Here is a 23,101-nt window from a genome sequence, read left to right as displayed (position 1 = left end):
GGCCATGGGTGAATTCGTCAGGGTGGAGATCTCCGAGCACATCGCCACGATCCGGCTCGACCGGCCGAAGATGAACGCGCTGAACCGGCAGGTCCAGGAGGAGATCGCGGAGGCCGCGCGACTCGTGGACACCGATCCGGGCACGCACGCGGTCATCGTCTACGGCGGCGAACGCGTCTTCGCGGCCGGCGCCGACGTCAAGGAGATGGCCGTCATGTCCTACGCCGACATGGCCGTGCACTCGCGCACCCTGCAGGACTGCTTCACCGCCGTCGCCCGGATCGGCAAGCCGGTGATCGCGGCGATCACGGGGTACGCCCTGGGCGGCGGCTGCGAGCTCGCGCTGTGCGCCGACTTCCGGGTGGCGGGAAAGAGCGCCAAGCTCGGCCAGCCGGAGATCACCCTCGGGATCATCCCCGGCGCGGGCGGGACCCAGCGCCTGCCCCGGCTCGTCGGGCCCGCGAAAGCCAAGGAGCTGATCTTCACCGGGCGGCACGTGGACGCCGCCGAGGCCCTCGCCATCGGCCTGGTCGACCGCGTGGTGCCCGACGGCGAGGTCTACACCGCGGCGCTCGAACTCGCCGCGACCTTCGCCAAGGGGCCGGTCGCCGCGGTCCGGGCGGCCAAGTTCGCGATCGACCACGGCCTCGAGACCGACCTCGACACCGGCCTGGAGATCGAGCGGCTCCAGTTCTCCGGCCTGTTCGCCACCCAGGATGCCCGGGAGGGCATGACGGCCTTCGCCGAGAAGCGCCGCCCCGATTTCACGGGCCACTAACCCCCCCACCCCCACCCCCCGTGATCTTGTAGTTTGTCGCAGCCGTCCCCGCTGACCTGCGGCGGCCATCTCCGTGATCTTGGAGTGACTTGCCGGACATCCTCGCTGACCTGGGTGGACCACATTCGCGATCATGCAGAGTGCAAGGGCGCCTGTCGTGCCGGAGGTGCGCGGTGGGCAGGTCGTGCCGGAGGCGCGCCATGGGTCGTGCCGGAGGCGCCATGGGCGGGGTCGTGCCGGAGGGTCAGGACGTGTGGGCGAGGATGGCGCCGGCGAGTTCCTCGTGCACCTCGGGCGGCAGGGTGTGACCCATGCCCGCGACCGTCATCAGGCGGGCGCCGGGAATCCCCTCGGCGGTGAGGGCGCCGTGGCCCGGCTTGGCCGGCTCGTGCGTGCCCTCGACGACCAGGGTGGGCGCCGTGATCCGGTGCAGGACGCCCACCGGCTCGAAATCCGGCTTCGCCGCCGCGGCCAGCCGGTGGTTGGCCGCCGCGTCGAGGTCCCGCGCCCGGTCGTACAGGCGTTCGGCGAGCCTGCGCGAGGCGTCCTCGTCGAACGGCAGGCCGGTGCCGTGCAGCACGCGGTCCTCCGCGATCATGCGCTCGATCCGCTCGCGCCGGTCGCGCGGCGGCGGCGCGGCGATCAGCTCGCGGTAGAACGCGACGAATTCCGGCGTCGGCTCGGGCAGGCTGCCCTCGGGCTGCGGCTCGCCCATCAGCGCCCGCATGAGCACCGCGCCCTCACCGCCGCCGAGCGGCGACGAGCCGATGACGGTGAGCGTCCGCACGCGCTCCGGCCCCTCCACCGCGATCAGCTGCCCGAGCAGCCCGCCCGCCGAGTGGCAGACCAGATGCGCGCTGTCCAGCCCGTGCGCGTCCATCACCCGCAGCACGTCGTCCTTGATGTCGTCCCATGTGTACGGATCCTTCTCGAAGTCGACGACGTCGGACATCCCGGTGTCGCGATGGTCGTAGCGGATGACGCGCCGGCCGCCGGCGGCGAGCCGGCCCACGAACTCGTCGGGCCACAGGATCCCCTGCGACATCGAACCCATCACCAGCACGATCGGCGCGTCGGCCGCGGCCCCGAACTCTTCACTCCAGATGTTTGGCATGGACTAAAGCATGCTGTGCTGGGCCACCGGCGCCTTCCGTAGAACTACTAGCCGCGCCAGCTCAGTACGTGAGGTGATGCCGAGCTTCGGATAGATCTTGTACAGGTGGTATTCGACCGTGCGAGGGCTGAGGAACAGCCGGGCGGCGATCTCCTTGCTGGTCGCGCCGTCCGCCACCAGGGTGGCGATGCGCAGCTCCTGCGGGGTGAGCGCGTCCAGCGCCATGCCCCGCACGTCCGGCACCACCTCGGGAGCCGGCGGCGCGTCCTTCCCGGCGTGGACGCTCTCGCCCGCCGCGCGCAGCTCGCCGTACGCGCGCCGTGCCCAGGGCGCTGCGCCCGCGCGCTGGAATGTCTCGAACGCCGCGCGCAGGTGCGCCCTGGCCTCTCCCGGCCGGTGCGTACGGCGCAGCCGCTCGCCCAGCAGCAGCCCCGTTCTGGCCGCCTCGAACGGGTTGACGTGCAGTCGTGAGGCCTCGCCGAGCGCCTCGACCGCCTGGTCGTCCGGCAGGACCAGGCCGCGGCACCTGGCGAGCAGCGCCCTGGACTCGGCCGTCCCCGCGTGGGCCGACCAACGCTCGTACGCCTGCAGGGCCGCCAGGGCGGCGTCGCCGTCGCCCGCGCCGGCGGCGGCCTCGATCCGATCGGGCGTGCTCCGCCAGACCACGGTCGGATGACCGGCTCCCGGGCCGGCGGCGACGATCGCGGTGAACCTGTCGTGCGCGGCGGCGAACCGGCCGAGGCAGAGGTCGAGCATGGCCAGGGCGTACGCCGCGAGCCCGGCGCGCAGGCCAACCCGGTGTGGGACGGCGATGGCCAGCGCCTCCCCGGCATACCGGGCGCAGGCCTCCTCCTCGCCGCGCAGGGCCGCCACGGCCGCGAGGTTGGCCAGGTGCGCGGCCACGGTGTTGGCGTATCCGGCCTCGCGAGCCAGCTCCAGGCCCTCCTCCGAGACGGCCCGGCTCTCGGCGAGGCGCCCGGCGAGCCGTTCCGCGGTGGCGACGAACTCCAGCACCACGGGGAGCTGTCCGGTCATCCCGGAGACCCTGGCCACGCGGCCGGCCCGCTCGGCCAGCTCGGAGGACAGGTCCACCTCGCCCAGGTGGCTGGCCGCCGCCGTCGCCCACAGGAACTCGGCCGCCTCGCGCAGCTCACCCGTACGGCCGAGCGCCCGCCTGAGCAGGTCGTGCCCGCCGCTGCCCGCGAGCGTCGCGCCGATGCCGGCTACCACGTCACGCAGGAACCCTTCGGGGAAGGCCGCCGCCCGCCGCCCGATCTCGATCATGGCCGCCGTGTCGCCCACGTACGACGCCGCCTCCGAGGCGTCGGCCAGCATGTCCAGGGTGCCGCCCGCCGCCAGGATCCGTACGGCCTCGGCGGCGTTGCCCGAGTTCAGCTCGAACCGTCCGCGTAGCCGGGCGATCTCCATGGTCAGCGCGGGGTCCGCCCCGGCGAGCTCGCGCGCCTCGGCCAGCAGGGACTCCGCCTGGCCGGGACGGCCGCCGAGCCATGCGGCCACGGCGGCGTCCTTGAGCCGCCCGGCGCGGACGAGCGGTTCTGGGGTGAGTTCGGCGGCCCTGGTCAGGGCGGTGGCGGCGGCGCCGTACCCGCCTCGGTCGCGGGCCCGTTCGGCGGCCAGCGCGAGCGCGGCGGCGACCGGTTCGTCCTGGCCGAGCGCGGCCCCGGCCAGATGCCAGGCCCGCCGGTCCCCGCCGGACACCTCGGCAAGCACCGCGTGCGCCTCGCGGCGTGCGGCGGGGGAGGCCGCCTCGTACACCGCCGACCGGATCAGCGGATGGCGGAACCGCACGTGCGTCCCGGACACGCCCGCGAGCCCGGCGGACTCGATCTCGGGCAGCGTCGCATCGCCCGCGCCCAGCCGCTCGGCGGCCCGCAGCACCAGGCCGAGATCGCTCTCGACCGCCGCGAGCAGGGCGGTCAGCCGCGCCCCCGGGGACAGCGCGGCCACCCGGTCGCCGAAGAGTCGGCTCCCGCCGGGAAGGGGGTCGGGCAACGGTTCCCGCCCGGCCCGCTGGGCGGCGGTGAGCAGCCGTGCCGTCTCGTGCAGTGCCAGCGGATTGCCCCCGGTCAGCGCCACGAGGTCGCGCCTGACCGGCGGGGCGAGCGCGAAACCGGCGTCGAGCAGTTCGGCGGCCGCCGGTTCGGCCAGCCCGGCGATCTCCAGCGAGGGCAGGCCCTTCACCGGCGCGTCGCCGCGTACGGCCAGCGGCATCGCGATCGGCTCGGTGCGCAGCCGCCTGGCGGCGAACAGCAGGGCGTCGGCCGACGGCCGGTCCACCCACTGGAGGTCGTCGACCACGCAGATCAGCCCGTTCGGCGCGGCGGCCTCGGCCAGCAGCGCCAGCACCCCGGCCGCCAGCAGGAACCGGTCGCCGGAACCGGCGGGGGCCAGCCCGAGCGCACCGCGCACGGCCTCGGCCTGCGGTTCCGGCAGCGCGTCGAGCAGCCCGGCCACCGGCAGCAGCAACTGGTGCAGGGCGGCGAACGCCAGGTCGGCCTCCGCCTCGACCCCCGTGGTCCGCAGCACGCGCATGGGACCGCTGCGGGAGGCCGCCAGGTCGAGTAGCGCCGTCTTGCCGGCACCGGCCTCGCCGCGCAGCACGAGCGCGCCGCCGTGACCTTTCCCGGCCCGATCGATCAGGTCGTCGATCGCGGCCGTTTCCGCCGATCTGCCGTAGAGCACAACCGCAGACTGTATTGGGTGACGGAGAACGGAGGATTCCCAGCCACTTCTGAGCGACTCCACATTTTGCATCAAGAAACGATCCAAAATGCCGCTATCGTGGCGGCTCATGATGCGGTTGCGAGTGCTGGGCCCGTCACGGCTGCGCCGGGCGCTGCTGTCCCGGCTCGACTCTCGGTACGTCACCAAGCCCGGCCACCGGCAGGACCTGAAGGACGCCCTCTGGGAGGTGCAGATGCTGCGCCGGGAGGTCGTGGCGCTGCGCGACGAGGTCGACCGGCTGCGGCGGATCGCCGCGGCGCCCGTGAAGCCGGCCGCGGCGCCCAGGGCGGCCGCCGACCCCAAGGCGGCCGAGGCGCACCGGCTGGCGACCGAGACCGCCGAGGCGGTGGACACGCTGCTGCAGAGCGAGATGCGCATCTGGCAGGCGATCGACGACCTGTCGGCGCGGGTGGGCGCTCCCGGACGGGCGGGGTAGCCGGTCGTGCGGGTGCGGTGGACGCGTGACGCGGAGGTCTGGCGGCTGGTCTTCCTGCTCGACGCGGAGGACGAGACCACGGGAGCCTGCACCGACGGCCATCCGGTCGAGTTGCGGACCAACTCCTGTCACGTGCGCACCGGGGCCGCCGGCACGTCCCCGCATCCCGACCTGCTCGCCGTCGCCGCGTGGACCGTCGTCGCGCCGTGGACCAGGCGGCGGGTGACCTTCGACCGGCCGATCTCCCCGGGGCTCGCCGAGGCGCTGCGTACGGGATGGGGCGTGGACGCCGGGCCGGTCGGGGCGGATCCGCGGACCGGCGCCCGGCTCGCGATCTCCTACAGCGGGGGCGCGGACTCGATGGCGGTGGCCACGATGTTCCCCGACGCGCCGTTCGTGCACTTCCAGCGGGTGAGCCATCCCCGGGTGCCCAACCGGTGGACGCACTACCGCTCCGAGGTGCTGGCACAGCTCGTCCACAAGGCCGGGCGGGAGGCGCACGTCGTCCAGTCGGACCTCGAGTTCGTGCTGAGCCGGCCCCGGCCCGGGTTTCCCGAGCACCACGCGGTGACGGCGGGCGCGCTGCTGCTGGCCGACGACCTCGACCTCGGCGGCGTCGCCTTCGGCCACGAACTGGGGTCGCGCTGGCTGGGCGGTGAGCGGTACACGCACCGCTACAGCCCGGACAACCCCATGTGGGCGGCCGACGGCCCGTGGGGCCGTCTGTACGCCGCGGCCGGGCTCGCGATGGTCCTTCCGGCCGGCGGCCTGAGCGAGCCCGTGACCATGCGGATGGCGATGGAGTCCGACCTCGCGCATCTGGTCCGCTGGTGCCTGCGCGGCAACATGGACGGCCCCTGCGCCGTGTGCTCCAAGTGCCTGCGCAAGGAGTTGATCCTCGCGGCCGTGGAACGGCGGCCGCTCGACACGCCGGTCACCGTCGCGATGGCCGCCGCGCGCAAGTGGCAGGAGCCGCCGCCGTACGGTGGCCAGGAGACCATCGAATACGGATGCGCGCACGTCCCGGGCATCGAGAAGACCCCCTTCGCCAGGGCGGCCGAGTTCCTCGGGGCGACCCCGGAGTCCGTACGGTGGCTGGAGCACTGCTATCCGCCCGCGCTCCGGGAGATCCCGGAGCCCTGGCGCGCCACCGTGGAGGCGTACGCCGGTGAGCACATCGGGCTGATGACGCAGGACGAGGCGCGCCGGGTGGAGACATGGGGGGAGCGATGAGGATCTACCTGTCGATGGACATGGAGGGGGTCACCGGGCTGACCGATCCCGAGGAGATGCACCTCGGAGGCCGGGGGTACGAGCGCGGCTGCGAGCTGATGACCGGGGACGCCAACGCGGTGATCCAGGGCGCCTTCGACGCGGGCGCCGCGTCCGTGCTGGTGAACGACGCCCACGGGTCCACCAAGAACCTCAGGATCGACCTGCTGGACGAGCGGGCGACGCTGATCAGGGGTCCGGGCAAGCCGCACCGCATGGGGCAGGGACTCGTCCCCGGCATGGCCGCCGCCTGCTTCGCGGGATACCACGCACGCGCGGGAGTGCCGCACGGGGTGCTCAACCACACGTGGATGGGCAAGGAGATCCACAACGTCTACCTGAACGGCGAGGTCTGCGGCGAGACCCGGCTCGTGGCGGGCTTCGCGGGCTCGATGGGCGTGCCGGTCGTGCTCGTCACCGGCGATGAGGCGGTGTGCGAGGAGGCCGGGGAGCTGCTCGGCGACGTCGAGACCGTGGCCGTGAAGAAGGGCATCGACAGGTTCTCCGCCGAGCTGCTGCCCCCGGCGGTCGCCTGGCGGCGCATCCGCGAGGCCGCGGCGCGCGCCCTGGGCCGGCTGCCGGAGTTCCGGCCTTACGTGGTCGAGCCGCCGTACACGCTGGGCGTGGAGTGGAACTCCACCGCCATCGCCTCGGCCTGCTCGATCGTGCCCGGCGTGCGGCTCGCCGGGCCCCGGCACACCGAGTTCACCACGGACGACTACCACGAGATCATGGCGTTGTTCGGTATCTTCTCCATGATCGGCGGTCAGGTGGCCTGCGGCAGCGGCCGGTACGGCTGACGCCGGATCCCCCCCCGATCCGGTTTCCCCCCAGAAGAAAGAGCAGCAGAGTGGGCAGCGACGGCGTGACCCGTGACCGTACGGGTGCGCTGACGCGGCGCGCCTTCCTGGTGGGCGTCGGCGCGGCCGGAGGCGCCGGAGCGATGTACGCGGCGATGGGCGCGCTCGGGCTCGCCCCCGAAGACCAGCAGAAGGACTACACGCCGCCGAGCCGCTCCGACTTCGCGCTCAGCGGCAGGGGCGCCGGATCCGTGGTGATCCTCGGCGCGGGGATCGCCGGCCTGGCCACCGCCTACGAACTCGGCAAGGCGGGGTACGACTGCACGATCCTGGAGGCCAGGGACCGCGTCGGCGGGCGCAGCCTCACATTGCGCGGCGGCGACCGGCTGCCCGAGCTGCCCGGCCCTCACCAGGAGGGTGCGACGCAGCAGGCGCGGTTCGGGGAGGGCGTCTACTTCAACGCGGGCCCGGCCCGCATCGCCCAGTGGATGGTCACCCTGGACTACTGCCGTGAGCTGGGCGTTCCCATCGAGCTGTTCGTCAACGAGAACTCCGGCGCGTACGTCTTCAACCAGGGGATGAAGGCCCCGGTGCGGGCCCGGGTCGCGCGCGCCGACACCTACGGCTACATCAGCGAGTTACTGGCCAAGGCCACGAGGACCGGCGCGCTGGACCGGCGGCTGACGGCGGCGGACAAGGACCGCCTGCTCCACTTCCTGTCGGAGTTCGGCGACATCGGCAGGAGCTACGTCTACTCGGGGTCGGAGCGCAGGGGCTTCGCGACCTACCCCGGCACCGGCGCGGGGGTGCCGCTCGGCGGCCCGCCGGCCCTGTCGGAGGTGCTCGGCTACGGGCTCGGCCGGTCGATCGCGTTCCCGTTCGGCTTCGAGCAGGCCATGCCGATGTTCCAGCCGGTCGGCGGCATGGACGCCATCGCGGTCGCGCTGGCCGGCGCCGTCGGCCGCGACCGCATCCACACCTCGGCCGAGGTGAAGAGGATCACGGACCTGCCCGACGGCGTGGAGGTCGAGCACACGGGTGGGCGCACCCGCGCGGACTACTGCGTCGCGGCCCTGCCGCCGCACGTGCTCGCGCGGATCCCCGGCAACCTGGACGCCCGGGTCGTCGCGGCCCTGCGGACGCCCACCCCGGTGTCGGCCGGGAAGATCGGGCTGGAGTACGGCCGCCGCTGGTGGGAGACCGACGAACGCATCTACGGCGGCATCACCGAGACCGACCTGGACATCGCCCACATCTGGTACCCCTCGTACGGTTTCCACGGCACGCGTGGGCTGGTGGTCGGCTACTACAACCTCGACGAGGACGCCGAGGCGTACGCCCGTCTCACCCACGCGGAGCGGCAGCGGCGGGCGCTCACCCAGGGCAAGAAGATCCACGGCGAGAAGTACCGGTCGGAGCTGCTGTCGAGCGTCTCGATCGCCTGGCAGCGGCAGCCGCACATCGAAGGCGCGTGGGTCGCCTGGCCCTCCTACGAGGGCGCCTTCGCGCTCCTGCAGCGGCCGGCCGGCCGGGTGTACTTCGCGGGCGACTGGCTCACGCATCTCATCGCCTGGCAGGCGGGGGCGCTGGAGTCGGCCCGTAAGGTGGTCACCCAACTGCACCAGCGTGCCGTCAAGGAGGGCTGAATGCCGCTCGAATGGAGTCCCGCGTCCGACCGGCCGGACCTGCTCGCCGATCCCGTCGCCAAGGCCGTGGCCGGTCTCGACGTGAAGGTGGAGGTCGCCGAGATCGATCCCGAGCTGTCCGACACCGCCGCGTTCTGCGAGCGGTACGGCGTGGCGATGGAGGACTCGGCCAACTGCGTCGTCGTCGCCGCCAAACGGGGCGGGGAGACGAGGTACGCCGCGGTCATGGTGCTCGCCACCGCACGGGCCGACGTCAACGGAATCGTGCGCCGCCATCTGGACGCGCGGAAGGCGTCCTTCGCGCCGCAGGCGGAGGCCGTCGAACTGACCGGAATGGAGTACGGCGGCATCACTCCGATCGGTCTTCCCGAGGGCTGGCCGGTGCTCGTTGACGAAAACGTGACCCGGCGGCCATTCGTGGTGATCGGCAGCGGCGTACGCCGCTCCAAGCTGGCGCTTTCCGGCGAGGCGCTGGTCGCGGCGACGCGGGGGGAGGTCCTCGCGCTCACCATTTGACCGCTTGCCCGGAAACCGTTCGCGTCTTTCCTCCGTTGTGCTGAGCGGAGATGTGGCGCGATGGTTCACTCATGGGCGTTCTTTTAGTCGGTATGGTGCTTAGGCAATGAATCAGGACGACCGACTGGGGCCGTACCGGCTGCTGAGGCGGCTCGGTGAGGGCGGCATGGGCGTGGTTCACCTCGCCCACGATCCGCAGGGCAGGCAGGTGGCCGTCAAGGTCCTGCGCTCGGAGGTGGCGGGCGACGACGTCGCGCGCAGGCGTCTGTCGCGCGAGGTCGAGACCATGCGGCGGGTGCGCGGGCCGAACATCGCGGAGGTCGTCGACGCCGACGTCACGGGGCGCAGGCCGTACATCGTCACCCGCTACGTGCCGGGGCGGCCGCTCGACGAGATCGTCAAGAACGACGGCCCGCTGCCCCTCGACGCCCTGCTCAAGGTCGCCGTCGGGGTGGCCGAGGCCCTCACCGCCGTGCACGCCGCCGGCGTGATCCATCGCGACCTGAAGCCGGGCAACGTGCTGATGCTGGACGGCCAGCCGGTACTGATCGACTTCGGCATCGCCCAGGCGGTCGACGCCACGAGGCTCACCCAGACCGGCATGTTCATCGGCACCCCCGGCTACCTCGCCCCGGAGATCATCGAGGGCCACGAGGCCGGGCCGCAGGTGGACGTGCACGCTTGGGCCGGCACCGTGCTGTACGCCGCCACCGGCCAGCCGCCGTTCGGCAAGGGCACCCTGGAGATGATCTTCTTCAACATCACCTCCGGCCGGGCCAACGTCGAGGCCGCCCCCACGCCGATCCAGCCGATGCTGCGCGCCGCGTTCAACCGCGACCCGGCCAGGCGGCCGACCGCGGCCGAGCTCGTACGGCAGTTCGCGCGGCTCCTGCCCCAGTCGCCGGGCGGCAGGCGCCGCGTGCCCGACGAGATCACGACGGTGCCCAACGTCGACGACACCGGGAGTCAGCAGGCATCCGGCTTCGGCCCTCAGGGCGGGCCGCGCACCGGCGGCTCACCGGTGGGCGGCCCGCCTGCCCCGGGCCGGCCGGTCGCCGGTGCGCCGTCCACCGGTTCGCCGTCCACCGGTGCGCCGTCCACCGGGCCGCTGGTGCCGCCGGTTACGCCGTCCCAGCCGGGAGGCCGCGCCGGGGAGCCGGACGGCCGCGCCGAGGAGTTCGTCTCACTGCTGCGGGAGACGCCTGCGACGGGCCAGGGCGGCGACCCCTTCCCGACCGTGCGCGTGACCGGAGAGGACCTGCACCGGGCGGGCCTCGGCCCGGCCGCGCCCGCGAACAACCCGGCGAACAACCCGGCGAACAGTCCGGCGAAGGGCCCAGGGAACGGCCCGAACGGCCCGGCGGGCCCAGGGAACGGCCCGGCGGCACGCCCGGCCGAGGGCGACATCCCCACCAGGATGGCTCCGCCCCGCACCCCGCCGTCCGGTCCATCAGGTCCGTCCGGTCAGTCCGGCCCGTCCGCGTTCCCGGGCTCGCCCGCACCCGGGCCGGCTCCCGCGACCGGTGGGTCGCCGGCCCCGCCACGCGGCCGGTCCGACGAGTGGCCCACGCCGATGCTGCGCCAGGAAGGCGACATCCCCACCCGGCGGGTGACCTCCGAGGAGGTGCGTCAGGCCGTCAGCGGCGATCCCACGGGACCACGCGGGGCGTCCCCGGGGTCCCCCCAGCACGGGTCCCCACAGCACGGGTCCCCACAGCACGGGGCCTACGAGCAGGGAGACGTGGCGGCGCGCGACCATGCGCTCTTCGGGCACGCGCCCGAGCTCTACGAGCGGACTCCGCACGTCCACCAGCCGAACCCCGTGCCGTTCATGCCGACGGTGCGGGTGCCGCCGCCGACCGCGCCGCCCATGCCGTTCCCGCCCGGGGGGCTGTTCCAGCGCTCCAAGGCGTACGACGCGGCGAGCGCGCTGCTGCTCGTCGTGATGACGTCGCTCGCGGTCGTGGCGCCGCTGCTGGTGTGCCTGGTGGCCGTGCCGGCCGTGGTGCTGCTGCGCGCGGCGGACCTGGCCCAGCCGCACCTCAACTCCCGGCGTCCCACGGGGGCCGCGGCGGGCGACGTGCTGCGGGTGCTGAGCCGTCCGGCGGAGCTCGCGAAGTCGATCGGCGTCACGATCGCGCTCGTGCCGTACGCGCTGATCCTGGGGCTGCCGGTGACACTGCTGCTCACCGTCCTGTTCGGCGACACTTCCGCGCTCCGGCTCGCGGCGCTGAGCTGGGGGATCGCGACGGCGTTGTGGACGATCTGCGCGGGGCCCGGAGTCGTGGGCCCGGGCAGGCAGATGCGGCGGACGCTGGCCTCGCTGGTGCCGGGCGAGGGAGCGGCGAAGGGGCTCGCCTGGGGGATCGGCGCTTTCGCGGTGCTGACGACGGTGCTCGCGCTCTCCAGTCTTCTGGGTAAACAGACAGCAGGGCACTTCTGGGGCCCAATCGACGTTGTGTCAGTACTGGAACGACTGAAAGACCTGCGTAACCAGGCGGGGAACGGGTGACGGGGGACGAGATGTCGGCTACTGAGGCTCCAGAGAGGATCGGGCCCTACCGGCTGCTCCGGCAGCTCGGCGAGGGCGGCATGGGGGTGGTCCATCTCGGTTTGGACGCGGAGGGGCGCGAGGTCGCGGTCAAGGTTCTGCACCCGCACGTCGCCACCGATCTCAAGGCGCGCGATCGGCTCACCCGCGAGGTCGAGACCATGCGGCGGGTGCGCAGCAAGCGCGTCGCCGAGATCCTCGACGCCGACCTGACCGGCGCCGCGCCCTACATCGTGACGCGGTACGCCCCGGGGCGGACCTTAGAGCAGACGGTGCTGGAGGACGGGCCGCTCACCGACGACGGCGTGATCCGGCTCGCGGCGGGCATGTGCGAGGCCCTGGTCGCCATCCACGCGGCCGACGTCATCCACCGCGACCTCAAGCCGGCCAACGTGATGCTCGTGGACGGCGAGCCGCTCGTGATCGACTTCGGCATCGCCCACCTGGTCAACGCCACCCGGCTGACCCAGACGGGCATGTTCGTCGGCACCCCCGGCTACCTCGCCCCGGAGATCATCCGGGACACCGAGATCACCCAGGCCGCCGACGTGCACGCGCTGGCGGCCACGGTCTTCTTCGCGGCCACCGGGAAGGCGCCGTTCGGCTCGGGCACGTTCGAGTCGATCTGTTACAACATCCTCGAAGGCAAGGCGCAGGTGGAGCTGGCGCCGGCCTGGCTGCGGGGCTGGCTCCGCGCCGCGCTGGCGCCCGAGGCCACGACGCGTCCCACGGCCGGGTCGCTGCTCCGGCTCACCCGTTCGCTCGATCCCTCGGTCACCGTGCTCCAGGAGACCGCTCACGAGCCGCCCCGCGACGGCGGCACCCGGATCCTGGACGGCACGCGCGTGCTCGACGACACGGTGTGGGGGAACGCGGGCGGCCCCGTGACCGGGGCCGGGCCGCTGAACGGCGCCAACGGGAGCCGGACCGGCATGCTGCCGACCGGCGACGACAGCTACTCCGACCTGCTGCCGCCGGTGAACTACGTGGAACCGGAGCGCCCCCGCCGCGAGCCCCGGGCGCCCAGGCAGCGCCGCCCCGTGTCCGCGACGCCTCCGGCACATCCACAGGCCCCGCTCTACGGGCAGGCGGGCCCGCCCCCGCCGACGTACCAGCCGGCCGTGTCTCAACCGCCGATGTCTCAACCGCCGATGTCTCAGCCACCCGTGTACCAGCCGTACACCGACCAGCGGGTGGCGGGCTACCCCGAGCCCCGGGTCGCGCCGCCGGCTCCCGCCGCGCCGTACGAGCCCAAGCCGAGGCGGGCCCCCTACCGGGCCCCGCACCCGGTGCTCGCCGCCCTGCTGCTGGCCACGCTCGTGGCGCTGGCCTGCCTGCTGCCGGTCGTGGTGAGCCTGTTCGCCGTCGTGGCGGCGCTGTGCCTGCGGGTGGGGCAGTACCTGCTCGGCGACCTCGCCGACCGCCGGGCCGCGCGCGGCAGCAGCGGGGCCGACCCGCTCCTCGCGGTGCTCGGCACGCCGTGGGCGCTGATCAAGGCCGGGCTGGCGACGGTGGTGCAGGTGCCGCTGGCCGTGATGTTCGCGATGTGCGTGTGGGGCGGGTTCCACTACCTCGGCGGGGTCAGGCCCGATCCCGCCGCGGCGTACGCCGCGGCAGCCTTCGTGGCCGGGCTGTTCCTCCTCCCGGGCGGGAAGGCCCCGCGCAAGGCGGTGTCGCGGACGCTGAGCACGGTGATCCGGAGCCCCGGAGCGGGAATGATCGTGACGATCACGGTCGGCACGGTCGCGCTGTTCGCGATCATGACGGCGCTGTCCGCGGACGCCTCGTGGGTCCCCTGGCGGCCGCCGTCGGTGGCGGTGGACCACATCGTCGCGGAACTCAAACAGAAGGGTCAGGACACGGTCGTCAACCTGATCGGCGGCGTGATCGGGGACATCATGGACAGGATCGGCCTGGGCTTCCTGACCTTCTGGACCTGACCGCCCCGGTCCCACGGTGAACCGGGAGGCACCTATTGGGAACGCCGGAACAGCTTGGTCCCTACCGTCTGGTCTCCGCTCTCGGCTCCGGGGGGTTCGGCGAGGTCCACCTCGCGCTCGATCCCGCCGGGCGCACGGTGGCGGTGAAGGTCCTGCATCCCCACGTCGCCTCCGACGGGTTCGCCATCACCCGCCTCGTCCGCGAGGTGGAGACCATGCGCCGGGTTCGCGGGGCTCACGTCGCCGAGGTGCTGGACGCCTCCCTGTCGGGGGATCGGCCCTACATCGTCACGCGGTACGTCCAGGGCAGGCCGCTGAGCGCGGTCGTGGCCGACGGCGGGCCGGTCGCGGGGGCCGACCTGCTACGGCTCGCCCTGGGGCTGGCGGAGGCGCTGGAGTCGGTCCACGCGGCCGAGGTCGTCCACCGCGACCTCAAGCCGGCCAATGTGATCGTCTCCGAGCGCGAGCCGTACGTGATCGACTTCGGCATCGCCTGCGCGCTGGAGTCGGCCTCGGTCACCGCCTCGGGCGCGGTCGTCGGCACGCCGGGCTACCTGGCCCCCGAGGTGCTGGAAGGCCGGGAGGCCGGGCCGGAGGCCGACGTGTTCGCCTGGGGGGCGACGCTGGCCTACGCCGCGTCGGGGCGGCAGCCGTACGGGACCGGGCCGGCCGCGGCGATCGCCTACCGGGTCGTCCACCGTGAGCCCGACCTGTCGGGCGTGCCGTCCTGGCTCGTCCCGATCGTGGAGCGGTGTCTGAGCGCCGATCCGGCGGACCGCCCGGCGACGGCCGAGCTGGCCGGGCTCCTCAAGGAGGCCGCGCCGGTGCTGGACGGCATCGAGCCGTCGCGGCCCGCGCTGTCGGAGGCGCCCACCCAGCAGTGGCGGGCCGGCGATCGGCGGCAGAGCCGGCCCTCGCGCAGGACCCGGCGGGGAGAGGTGGACGACCCGCGTGCCGCGCACCGGGAGAAGCTGCACCGCCGCTGGGTGGTCGGCTCGGCGGTGGTCGTCGGCCTGTTCGCCGCCGCGGCGCGCGCCAACCTGCCCGAGGTGTCGCTTCTCCTGCTGGTGCTCTACGGCATCGCCCTGCTCGTGGACGCGGGGTTCGGGCTGCTGGGGAAGTCGAGGCGGCGGCTCGTGGTGGACCTCGCGGGCGGCGTCGGGGCCGTCGCGGTGTGGGCGCTGCTCAGCTCGCTGTTCAGCACGGCGACGCTCCTCATGGCTGTCGGCACCGTCCTGTTCCTGCTCGTCATGCTCGTGTTCGCGAGCTGATCTTCGGCGGGAAGGCGATCTAGGAGAACCAGTCGGCGCCGAGCTCCTGGACGGTCCTGCTGCCCTGAGGCACCAGCAGCGCCTCGCTCAGCACCTGGTTGACGTGCTTGGGGTCGTTGACCATGCCGAACAGGAAGAACGAGCCGCCGTCCGCGGTGCGGAAGCCGAAGATCGAACCGTGGCCGGCGAACGCGACGTACGCCCCCTTGTGCACGGCGGGGAACGCCTTGCGGCTGTAGCTGTCCTTGGCCAGGCGGTAGCCGGAGGCGCCCTCCTTCTTCTCGTTGTTCCAGAAGTTCTGGTACTCGTGGGCCACGGCGCCCGCCGCGAGGGTGTCCATGCCGGTGATGTAGCCGTCGGCGTCGAACCGCGGCTTCGGCATTCGCCGGCCCCGGTGCATCGGGGCCGCGACGGCCAGCTTGAACGACTGCCCGGGGGCGCGGATGAACGCGAGTACGTGCGGGCGGGCATGGCCTTCGGTGTCCTTGTAGGTCGCCTGCGCGATGAACCATTCGCCGATCGGCCGCTGCCGCTCCGGCCGGAGCAGGTAGATGGTCGGGGTGCCGGTCACCTTGATGGGCTGGTGCCCCGGCCTCGACCCGAAGATCTCATGGTTGCGTTCGATCACGCCCTCGTGCAGCGCCGCCTCGACGAACAGCGCGTCGAGCAGGCCGTTCTGATTCCACCACTTGCGCTTTCGCAGCGTCGCGTTATATCTGCCCACCCACTCCCGCAGGGCCTGCCTCGCCTGGGCGATGGTCGGCCCCATCTCGGCCGCGGGGGAAGTGGGCGCGGCGCTCGACGTCGGCCGTGGCGATGCGACCGGGCTCGGCGCGTCGGCGCGGTGGGCGACCCTGTCGATGACCACACCACAGCCGGACAGGCTCACGACTAGAACCCCGATCAGCCACGTCCCACGCACCGGCGAAATCCCCCAAGATCGACCGTAGAAATGCCAACATATCGGGATATTGGAGCAGGGTGAGTGCCATACGGCTCCAGCCCGCCAGCTGTCACGGAGTGGTCGCCGTGGGCGGCGACGGCCGTAGCGGATTCCGGCCACGGGGGCCTCCGCGATGCTTCCGGAACATAGTTCGGTAGGGTGGCAGTGGGCGCGGCCGGGTTGTGGGTGATTCCTCAACCGAAGGACGCGGCCGTTAAAAACCTGGAGGTTTGCACCTAAGCTACCGATGGGTAACATACCCCGGGAGGTCAGGGTCAGCTCGACACCCTGGCCACCCGCGCAGGCGCGCCCGTCAGCACCTGGCAGTCTGCATCACGTGCGCGTACCCCGCGCCACGTACCGAAAACCGCGGCGTCAGCCGTACGGAAAGGGGAGGTCGGCTACCGGCCATGAACATCGTCGTCTGCGTGAAGCAGGTCCCCGACACGGCGACCGAGCGCAAGCTGAGGTCCGATGACAAGACGCTCGACCGCGACGCCGCCGACGGCGTCGTGAACGAGCTCGACGAATACGCGGTCGAGGAGGCGCTGCGGCTCAAAGAGGCCCATGGAGGCGAGGTCACCGTCCTCAGCATGGGTCCCGCCAAGGCGACCGAGACCATCCGCAAGGCCCTGGCGATGGGCGCCGACAAGGCGGTGCACCTGCACGACGACGCGCTGCACGGCTCGGACGCCCTCGGCACCTCCCACGCCATCTCCCAGGCCCTGAAGAAGATCGGTTTCGACCTGGTGATCCTGGGTTCGGAGTCGACCGACGCCCGCACGGGCATGCTCGCCGCGATGCTGGCCGAGCGGCTCGGCGCCCCGCAGCTCACGCTCGCCTCCAAGGTCGAGGTCGAGGGCACGGCCATCCGGGTCGAGCGGATCACCGACTACGGCTACGACAAGGTCGAGGCGTCGCTGCCCGCCGTCGTGTCGGTGGTCGAGAAGATCAACGAGCCGCGCTACCCGTCGTTCAAGGGCATCATGTCCGCCAAGAAGAAGCCGGTCGAGACGCTCGGCGTCGCCGACGCGGACATCGCGGCCGACCAGGTGGGCCTGGCGAACGCCTGGAGCGAGGTCGTCGACTTCGCCACCGCCCCGCCGCGTGCCGCGGGCACCGTGATCAAGGATGAGGGCGACGGCGGAGCCAAGGCCGCCGAGTTCCTCACGTCGAAGAAGTTCATCTGAGGGGCCCCGTGATGAGTGAGATTCTGGTTCTCGTCGAGCACGCCGACGGCGATGTCAAGAAGGTCACCCTCGAACTGCTGACCCTGGCGCGGTCGCTGGGCACGCCGGCCGCGGTGTGGGCCGGTCCCGGCTACTCCGAGGCCGTGAAGGCCAGGCTCGCCGAGTACGGCGCCGAGAAGATCTACGTGGCGGCGGCCGACGAGATCGGCGACTACGTGGTGGCGCCCAAGGCCGAGGTGCTGGCGCAGCTGGTGGCCGAGCGGTCCCCTGCCGCGGTATTCGTCGCCGCGACCGGCGAGGGCAAGGAGATCGCCGGCCGTCTGGCGGTCAAGACGGACTCCGGTGTGATCTCGGACGCGGTGGGCGTCGGCGAGGGCTTCGTCGCCGAGCAGTCGATCTTCGGCGGCGGCGTCAACGTCCACAGCCGCGTGACCAGGGGCACGCCGATCATCACGGTCCGCCCGAACAGCACCACCCCCGTCGCCGCCGCCGCGGCCGGCGCCGAGGAGAAGGTGGAGGTCGCGCTGTCGGACGCCGCCCGCGCGGCCAGGATCGTCGAGCGGGTCGTGCAGGAGAAGGGCGCCCGTCCGGAGCTGACCGAGGCCGCGATCGTGGTCTCCGGCGGCCGGGGCGTGGGCTCGGGTGAGAACTTCTCGATCATCGAGAAGCTCGCCGACGCACTCGGCGCGGCCGTGGGCGCCTCGCGGGCCGCGACCGACGCCGGCTGGTATCCGCACCAGTTCCAGGTCGGGCAGACGGGCAAGACCGTGTCCCCGCAGCTCTACATCGCGGCGGGCATCTCCGGTGCCATCCAGCACCGGGCCGGCATGCAGACCTCCAAGACCATCGTCGTGATCAACAAGGACGCCGAGGCGCCCCTGTTCGAGATCGCCGACTTCGGTGTCGTGGGCGACCTGTTCCAGGTCGTCCCGCAGCTCACGGAGGAGATCGACAAGCGCAGGTGACGGGTCCGGCCCGTGCCGTGTGTCCACACGGCACGGGCCGGACGCCGGCGCCCCGCACATCGGAGGCGGACCTGATCCGGGATCAGGTCCGCCTCTGGCATGCCGGAGGCGGCGACCAGGGCCCGTCGCCAGCGCCGGCCCGGCAGGCGTCAGGCCGCCGTGCGGAGGCGGGCCTCCTCCTCTGCCGGCCGGACCGGCAGCGGGATGATCTCCGCACGGGACGCGGGCAGCAGCCGGGCGGCCACGGTGATGACGACGCCCAGCACGACCGCCACGCCCATCGCGAGCCGCAGCGAGGCCGCGGCGGACAGGAAGCCGATGACCACGGGCCCGAGCAGCAGGCCCGCGTAGCCCATCGTGCTCGCCTGCGCGATCGCCGGGCCGGGCTCGCGCGTCGCGGTTCCGGCCAGCGACAGTGCCATCGGCGAAATCGTCGCCACCGACAGCCCGATGAAGAACAGCCCGGCCACGGCGGCCACGGTCACCGGCGCGGCGATGACCACGAGGAACGCGAGCGCGGTGGCGGCCCCGGAGAACATGATCAGCCCGCGGGCGCCGTAGCGGCCGCGCAGCCGGTCGCCCGCCAGCCGGGCGAGCAGCATGCCCGCCTCGAACACCGGGTAGCCGAGCGCGGCGACCGCCTCGGAGGCGTGCAGCGTGCCGATCAGATACAGGCCGTTCCAGTCGGCGACGACGCCCTCCACCATGAACGCGGCGAAGGTGACCGCGCCGAGCAGGTAGACGACCCCGGGCAGCCTGCGCCGGGCACGCGCCGACGCCCGGCCCGCCTCGTCCGTCTCATCCGTCTCGGGCGCGGGGTCGGGCAGGTGCAGACGGCTGAGGGCCAGCGCCGCCGGCACCGACACCAGGGCGACGACCAGGATGTGGGCGGTGAGGGACAGGCCCAGGGCGATGGCCCCCGTGCCGAGCAGGCCCGCCGAGATCGCGCCGACGCACCATCCCGCGTGCAGGCCGCTCATGATCGGCCGGCCGTACGCGCGCTCGACGGCCGAGCCCTGGGCGTTCATGCCGACGTCGACCGCGCCGAACGCCATGCCGAACAGCGCGGCGGACACGGCCAGCACCGGGAAGGACGGCGCGAACGCGACGAGGACCAGTGACGCCGCGCACAGGGGAGCGGCCGCGCGCAGGACGCCGCGGCTGCCGATCCTCGCCAGGACCACGCGCATGAGCTGCATGGTGAGCAGCGCGCCGATCCCCCAGCTGAGCAGGGTGAGCCCGACCGACGACTCCGGTAGCCGGAGTCGCTCGGCCAGGGCCGGGAGGCGCACGGTGAAGGTTCCACACATCAGGCCGGCCAGGACGAAGGTGAGGACTGCCCCCCGATGGGCCTTCCTCAAAGCGCGGGTCATCACAGCTTCCTTTCCAGGTGAGTCAAGTGGGTTTCCAGGCCCGGATTTACGGGCAGACACGAGCAGGTCGCCCTTCCACGGCAGAGCCGGAAGGAAGGGCGACCACCAGGTGTAGGTCAGGGGTTCACGCAGCGGTGCGCTACAACAGGGCGAGCAGCCTGGCGCGGATCGCGGCGTAGTCGATGATCGCCGCACAGTGGGTGGCGACCTCCCAGACGCCCTCACAGGCCAGCCGTACGACTTGGGAGGTCAGGGGGTCGGGCTCGTCGTCCAGACCCTGCCGCATCCAGCGGTCCATCGCCCCGCGCAGCGGCGCGAGCAGCTCGGGATCGCCGGCCGCACCCGTGACCACGGCCCATCGTCGCAGCCGGCCGGTCTCCACGGCCTCGAACGTCGCGGCGACGTACGCCCGGGTGTAGGTGCTCTCCGCCTGTGCCTCGATGAGCGCGTCGAAGTCGGCGATCAGGCGCTCGATCATGCCTTTGACGAGCGCTTCCTTGTTCGCGAAGTGATAGAGGAGACCGCCCTTGCTGACGCCGGCGCGCTCGGCCACCGCAGCCAGGGTCAGGGCCTGGGTGCCCTGATCCTGCAGCAGGCCCTCGGCCGCGTCCAGCAGTTCGTCCCTCCTCATGCCCCCTACTGTACCGTCTGGACGGTTAAGTTGCGACATGTGCCGCCGCCCTTTGCTCACCCGGATACGCTTGGTGGGCTGAATACCTGTCAGGGAGGGGCCGTGGGAGCTGCATATCTGGACCATGCCTCGACCACGCCGATGCTTCCCGAGGCGATCGAGGCGATGACCGCCCAGCTCAGGGAGGTCGGCAACCCCTCGTCCCTGCATGCGGCGGGCCGCCGTGCCCGCCGGGTCGTCGAGGAGTCGCGCGAGACGATCGCCTGCGCGCTCGGCGCCCGTCCGAGCGAGGTCGTGTTCACGGCCGGCGGCACCGAGGCCGACAACCTCGCCATCAAAGGCCTGTTCTGGGCGAGGAGGCGGCCCAGGATCCTGATCAGCGCGGTCGAGCACCACGCCGCCCTCGACCCCGCCCACTGGCTCGGCGACCACCACGGCGCCCGGGTCGAGCTGCTGGACGTGGACGAGCGGGGCCGGGTGCATCCGGAGACGCTACGCGAGGCCATCGCCCGCGACCCGGACGACGTGGCGCTGGTGAGCGTCATGTGGGCCAACAACGAGGTGGGCACCGTGCAGCCGGTGCGCGTGCTGGCCGCCATCGCGCACGAATACGGCATCCCCTTCCACACCGACGCGGTGCAGGCGGTCGGCCAGCTCCCGGTCTCGTTCGCCGAGTCCGGCGTGGACGCGATGACCGTGTCCGGCCACAAGGTCGGCGGTCCCGTGGGCGTCGGTGCGCTGCTGCTGGCCCGAGGCGTCGATCCGGTGCCCGTCCTGCACGGGGGCGGGCAGGAGCGCGACATCCGCTCCGGCACCCTCGACGCGCCGGCCATCGCCGGGTTCGCGGCGGCGGTCGAGACGGCCGTGGCCCGGCAGCCCGCCACGGCCGGGCGGTTGTCGGCGTTGCGCGACGACCTGATCGAGCGCGTACGGCTGGCCGTGCCCGACGTCGTGCTGAACGGCGACCCGGTGAACCGGCTGCCCGGCAACGCCCACTTCTCGTTCCCGGGGTGCGAGGGGGACGCCCTGCTCATGCTCCTCGACGCCAAGGGCGTGGAGTGCTCCACGGGCTCGGCCTGCTCGGCCGGGGTCGCCCAGCCGTCCCACGTGCTGCTCGCCATGGGCCAGGACGGCGCCCGCGCCCGCGGCTCGCTGCGTTTCTCCCTCGGTCACACCTCCGTGGAAGAGGACGTCGACCGGGTCGCGGAGGTCATCGGGCATGTCGTCGAGCGCGCTCGTCGTGCTGGTCTGTCGTAACTTGCCCCGGTTGTCCCTCTAGAGCGCGGGCATGGGCCCCGCCGGATCCGGTGACGGCCGTCGCCGCGCCTACCGGGCCGTACGGCGCAGCAGCGCGCGCTGCAGGCGATGGACCGTCCGGAGGCGCCGCGACGAGCGCAGCCGCCCGAGGCGGGCCTGGAGCCGGTCGCCCAGCTCGATCAGCTGCTCCTCATCCGCGAAGCGCTCGATCTCGGGGAACATCTGCCGCTCCTCGTCGAGATGGGCGTGCGACTCCAGCGCGTCATGCATCACCCTCAGCTCCCGGTCGAACCGGCCGGTCCGGGGGTCGGCGCGCACCAGCGCCGCGAGCTGGTCGCTGAGCTGGCGGTGCTCGGACCAGGCGGCGCCGACGGCCGGGGTGACGTCCCGCATCGCGGGATAAAAGATCTCCTCCTCGATCAGCTCGTGCATCCGCAGCTCGTCGAACAGCTCGTCGGCGAGCGCGCGCCGTCGTCCGGGCTCCGAGCGCGGCGTCTCCAGCAGGCGCCGTATGAGCCCCCGCAGCACCTCGTGGTGCTCCACGAGCACCCGCGTCGCCCTCTTGCGCTCCTGTCGGGGCGGCGCCTCCCGCACCTCCGTGAGCGCCTGTGGCCTTCTCCTCATGGCCGCACCTCCTGCTGGTGGACCAGCGCGCTGCCGGGAGGCGAGCTCGTCGGCTTCGGCGCCCGGCGCACCTCGATCCACCCGTCGCGTACGCGGGTCTGGAAGCACGGCACGGGGGCGGTGGCCGGGCCGTTCAGACTCTCGCCGCTGCGCAGCTCGAACTGCGAACCGTGCCAGGGGCAGGTGATGGACCCGTCGCGGAGCCAGCCCTGGGACAACGGGCCGCCCAGGTGCGGGCAGGCGTTCTCCAGCGCGTGGATACGGCCGTCCGCGCGGACCAGGACGACGTCCACGTCGCCCGCCCGCACCCGGTGGAGCCGGTCGCCGGTCAGGTCGCGCTCGGCCAGCACAGGGGTGAAGTGGCGGGGATCGAGCTGCCCGCCGGTCTGGTCGACCCCGATCCGGTGGCGGTGGACGAGCGTGCCGCCCAGAAAGCCGCCGGCCATGATCACGGGATAGCCGAGCAGGGCGGCGAGCCGCCCCCGCAGGTGGTGTCCCCGGCCCCGCTGCCACCACGACCAGCCGTACAGGGCGACGGCGAGCGTGTTGAGCGTGCCGTGGACCATGCCGACGCGCCGGGCGTTGTCGTGCGTGTGCTGCCAGTCGTGCAGGCCGGTCACCGCCGCGGCCAGTGCCCCGGCGAGGCCGACTCCCACGGCTGCGCGCGCCGCGCGCTTCTGCCCCGTGAGGTCCAGGACCAGCGCCGTCGTCCAGGAGCCGATCGGGAGGTCGGTGAGCACCGGGTGGAGAGGGTGCCCCAGCCAGACGCCGTGCAGGAAACCGCGGGCGCGGCCTCCGGTGACCCCGAGGAGGTTCTCGGCGAAGGCGAGGCCCTGTTCGAGCCGGTGACCCGGCCGGTCGAGGCGGGCATCGCCTTCGATCGCGTTCAGCAACCGGTCCAGTGCGCGCTGAGCCATGTCCGATCCCAATCCCATCGCCGGATCGGCCCCGCAGCCTGCGGGAGCGGGCGGAACGCGGGCCCCCGCCCGCGCGTTGCGTCTATCGCGACGTGCCCGTGCTCAAATGTGATGAAACGCGCTGAATGGGCG

At 72.9% G+C, this 23,101-nt stretch carries 19 protein-coding genes; 12 read left to right on the top strand and 7 right to left on the bottom strand.

The window, feature by feature from the left end; all coding sequences use genetic code 11:
• Positions 1-4 precede the first annotated feature (4 nt).
• On the top strand, positions 5-778 hold the full coding sequence (locus FLX07_RS18625; RefSeq protein WP_142572072.1) for an enoyl-CoA hydratase/isomerase family protein: 774 nt from the start codon (positions 5-7) through the stop codon (positions 776-778).
• Positions 779-1,022: 244 nt separating this feature from the next.
• On the opposite strand, the gene FLX07_RS18620 is transcribed toward FLX07_RS18625, so the two are convergent.
• Together FLX07_RS18620 and FLX07_RS18615 are read right to left on the bottom strand one after the other, a co-directional pair.
• Positions 1,023-1,892, bottom strand: a complete 870-nt coding sequence (locus FLX07_RS18620) for an alpha/beta fold hydrolase (protein ID WP_142572071.1) — start codon at positions 1,890-1,892, stop codon at positions 1,023-1,025.
• Positions 1,893-1,895: 3 nt separating this feature from the next.
• Entirely contained in the window at positions 1,896-4,595 is a 2,700-nt protein-coding gene (locus tag FLX07_RS18615; protein WP_142572070.1) for a helix-turn-helix transcriptional regulator, read from the bottom strand.
• 109 nt (positions 4,596-4,704) lie between these two features.
• Here FLX07_RS18615 and FLX07_RS18610 point away from each other — a divergent pair, with 109 nt between their 5' ends.
• From FLX07_RS18610 to FLX07_RS18575, 8 genes are all read left to right on the top strand, one after another.
• On the top strand, positions 4,705-5,073 hold the full coding sequence (locus FLX07_RS18610; protein ID WP_223853551.1) for a hypothetical protein: 369 nt from the start codon (positions 4,705-4,707) through the stop codon (positions 5,071-5,073).
• A gap of 12 nt (positions 5,074-5,085) precedes the next feature.
• Positions 5,086-6,306: a DUF6395 domain-containing protein gene (locus tag FLX07_RS18605; RefSeq protein ID WP_229689820.1), complete on the top strand. Its 1,221-nt coding sequence runs from the start codon at positions 5,086-5,088 to the stop codon at positions 6,304-6,306.
• Entirely contained in the window at positions 6,303-7,145 is an 843-nt protein-coding gene (locus tag FLX07_RS18600; protein WP_142572068.1) for a M55 family metallopeptidase, read from the top strand. Before FLX07_RS18605 ends, FLX07_RS18600 begins: the two co-directional genes overlap by 4 nt.
• Positions 7,146-7,195: 50 nt before the next feature.
• Complete coding sequence (locus FLX07_RS18595; RefSeq protein WP_308424424.1) at positions 7,196-8,791, top strand: flavin monoamine oxidase family protein; 1,596 nt, start codon at positions 7,196-7,198, stop codon at positions 8,789-8,791.
• Positions 8,792-9,307: a YbaK/EbsC family protein gene (locus FLX07_RS18590; protein WP_142572067.1), complete on the top strand. Its 516-nt coding sequence runs from the start codon at positions 8,792-8,794 to the stop codon at positions 9,305-9,307.
• Positions 9,308-9,413: 106 nt separating this feature from the next.
• Entirely contained in the window at positions 9,414-11,819 is a 2,406-nt protein-coding gene (locus tag FLX07_RS37050) for a serine/threonine-protein kinase (protein WP_208762267.1), read from the top strand.
• Between the two features lie 11 nt (positions 11,820-11,830).
• Complete coding sequence (locus FLX07_RS18580) at positions 11,831-13,798, top strand: protein kinase domain-containing protein (RefSeq protein WP_142572066.1); 1,968 nt, start codon at positions 11,831-11,833, stop codon at positions 13,796-13,798.
• A gap of 35 nt (positions 13,799-13,833) precedes the next feature.
• On the top strand, positions 13,834-15,069 hold the full coding sequence (locus FLX07_RS18575; RefSeq protein WP_142572065.1) for a serine/threonine-protein kinase: 1,236 nt from the start codon (positions 13,834-13,836) through the stop codon (positions 15,067-15,069).
• 19 nt (positions 15,070-15,088) lie between these two features.
• Here the strand turns inward: FLX07_RS18575 and FLX07_RS18570 are convergent, their stop codons facing one another.
• Complete coding sequence (locus FLX07_RS18570; RefSeq protein WP_142572064.1) at positions 15,089-15,991, bottom strand: hypothetical protein; 903 nt, start codon at positions 15,989-15,991, stop codon at positions 15,089-15,091.
• A gap of 431 nt (positions 15,992-16,422) precedes the next feature.
• On the opposite strand from FLX07_RS18570, the gene FLX07_RS18565 reads away from it, so the two are divergent.
• A complete protein-coding gene (locus FLX07_RS18565) occupies positions 16,423-17,202 on the top strand; it encodes an electron transfer flavoprotein subunit beta/FixA family protein (RefSeq protein WP_142572063.1) in 780 nt (259 codons plus the stop codon).
• A gap of 11 nt (positions 17,203-17,213) precedes the next feature.
• Positions 17,214-18,167, top strand: a complete 954-nt coding sequence (locus tag FLX07_RS18560; RefSeq protein ID WP_142572062.1) for an electron transfer flavoprotein subunit alpha/FixB family protein — start codon at positions 17,214-17,216, stop codon at positions 18,165-18,167.
• Between the two features lie 149 nt (positions 18,168-18,316).
• On the opposite strand, the gene FLX07_RS18555 is transcribed toward FLX07_RS18560, so the two are convergent.
• Together FLX07_RS18555 and FLX07_RS18550 are read right to left on the bottom strand one after the other, a co-directional pair.
• Entirely contained in the window at positions 18,317-19,540 is a 1,224-nt protein-coding gene (locus FLX07_RS18555; protein ID WP_142572061.1) for an MFS transporter, read from the bottom strand.
• 139 nt (positions 19,541-19,679) lie between these two features.
• The gene (locus FLX07_RS18550) at positions 19,680-20,171 is read right to left on the bottom strand and encodes a TetR/AcrR family transcriptional regulator (protein WP_142572060.1); all 492 of its coding nucleotides are present in this window, start codon (positions 20,169-20,171) and stop codon (positions 19,680-19,682) included.
• A 102-nt stretch (positions 20,172-20,273) separates the two neighbouring features.
• On the opposite strand from FLX07_RS18550, the gene FLX07_RS18545 reads away from it, so the two are divergent.
• A complete protein-coding gene (locus FLX07_RS18545) occupies positions 20,274-21,428 on the top strand; it encodes a cysteine desulfurase family protein (RefSeq protein WP_142572059.1) in 1,155 nt (384 codons plus the stop codon).
• A gap of 69 nt (positions 21,429-21,497) precedes the next feature.
• On the opposite strand, the gene FLX07_RS18540 is transcribed toward FLX07_RS18545, so the two are convergent.
• Both FLX07_RS18540 and FLX07_RS18535 read right to left on the bottom strand, forming a co-directional pair.
• Positions 21,498-22,052, bottom strand: a complete 555-nt coding sequence (locus tag FLX07_RS18540) for a hemerythrin domain-containing protein (protein ID WP_142572058.1) — start codon at positions 22,050-22,052, stop codon at positions 21,498-21,500.
• Entirely contained in the window at positions 22,049-22,969 is a 921-nt protein-coding gene (locus tag FLX07_RS18535) for a Rieske (2Fe-2S) protein (RefSeq protein WP_142572057.1), read from the bottom strand. The genes FLX07_RS18540 and FLX07_RS18535 overlap by 4 nt, the downstream gene beginning before the upstream one ends.
• Positions 22,970-23,101 lie beyond the last annotated feature (132 nt).

The organism is Microbispora bryophytorum (assembly GCF_006874465.1).
Classification (GTDB): Bacteria; Actinomycetota; Actinomycetes; order Streptosporangiales; family Streptosporangiaceae; genus Microbispora; species Microbispora bryophytorum.
Note: the sequence above shows the minus strand (reverse complement) of the source record. Positions and strands in the feature narration are given on the sequence as shown.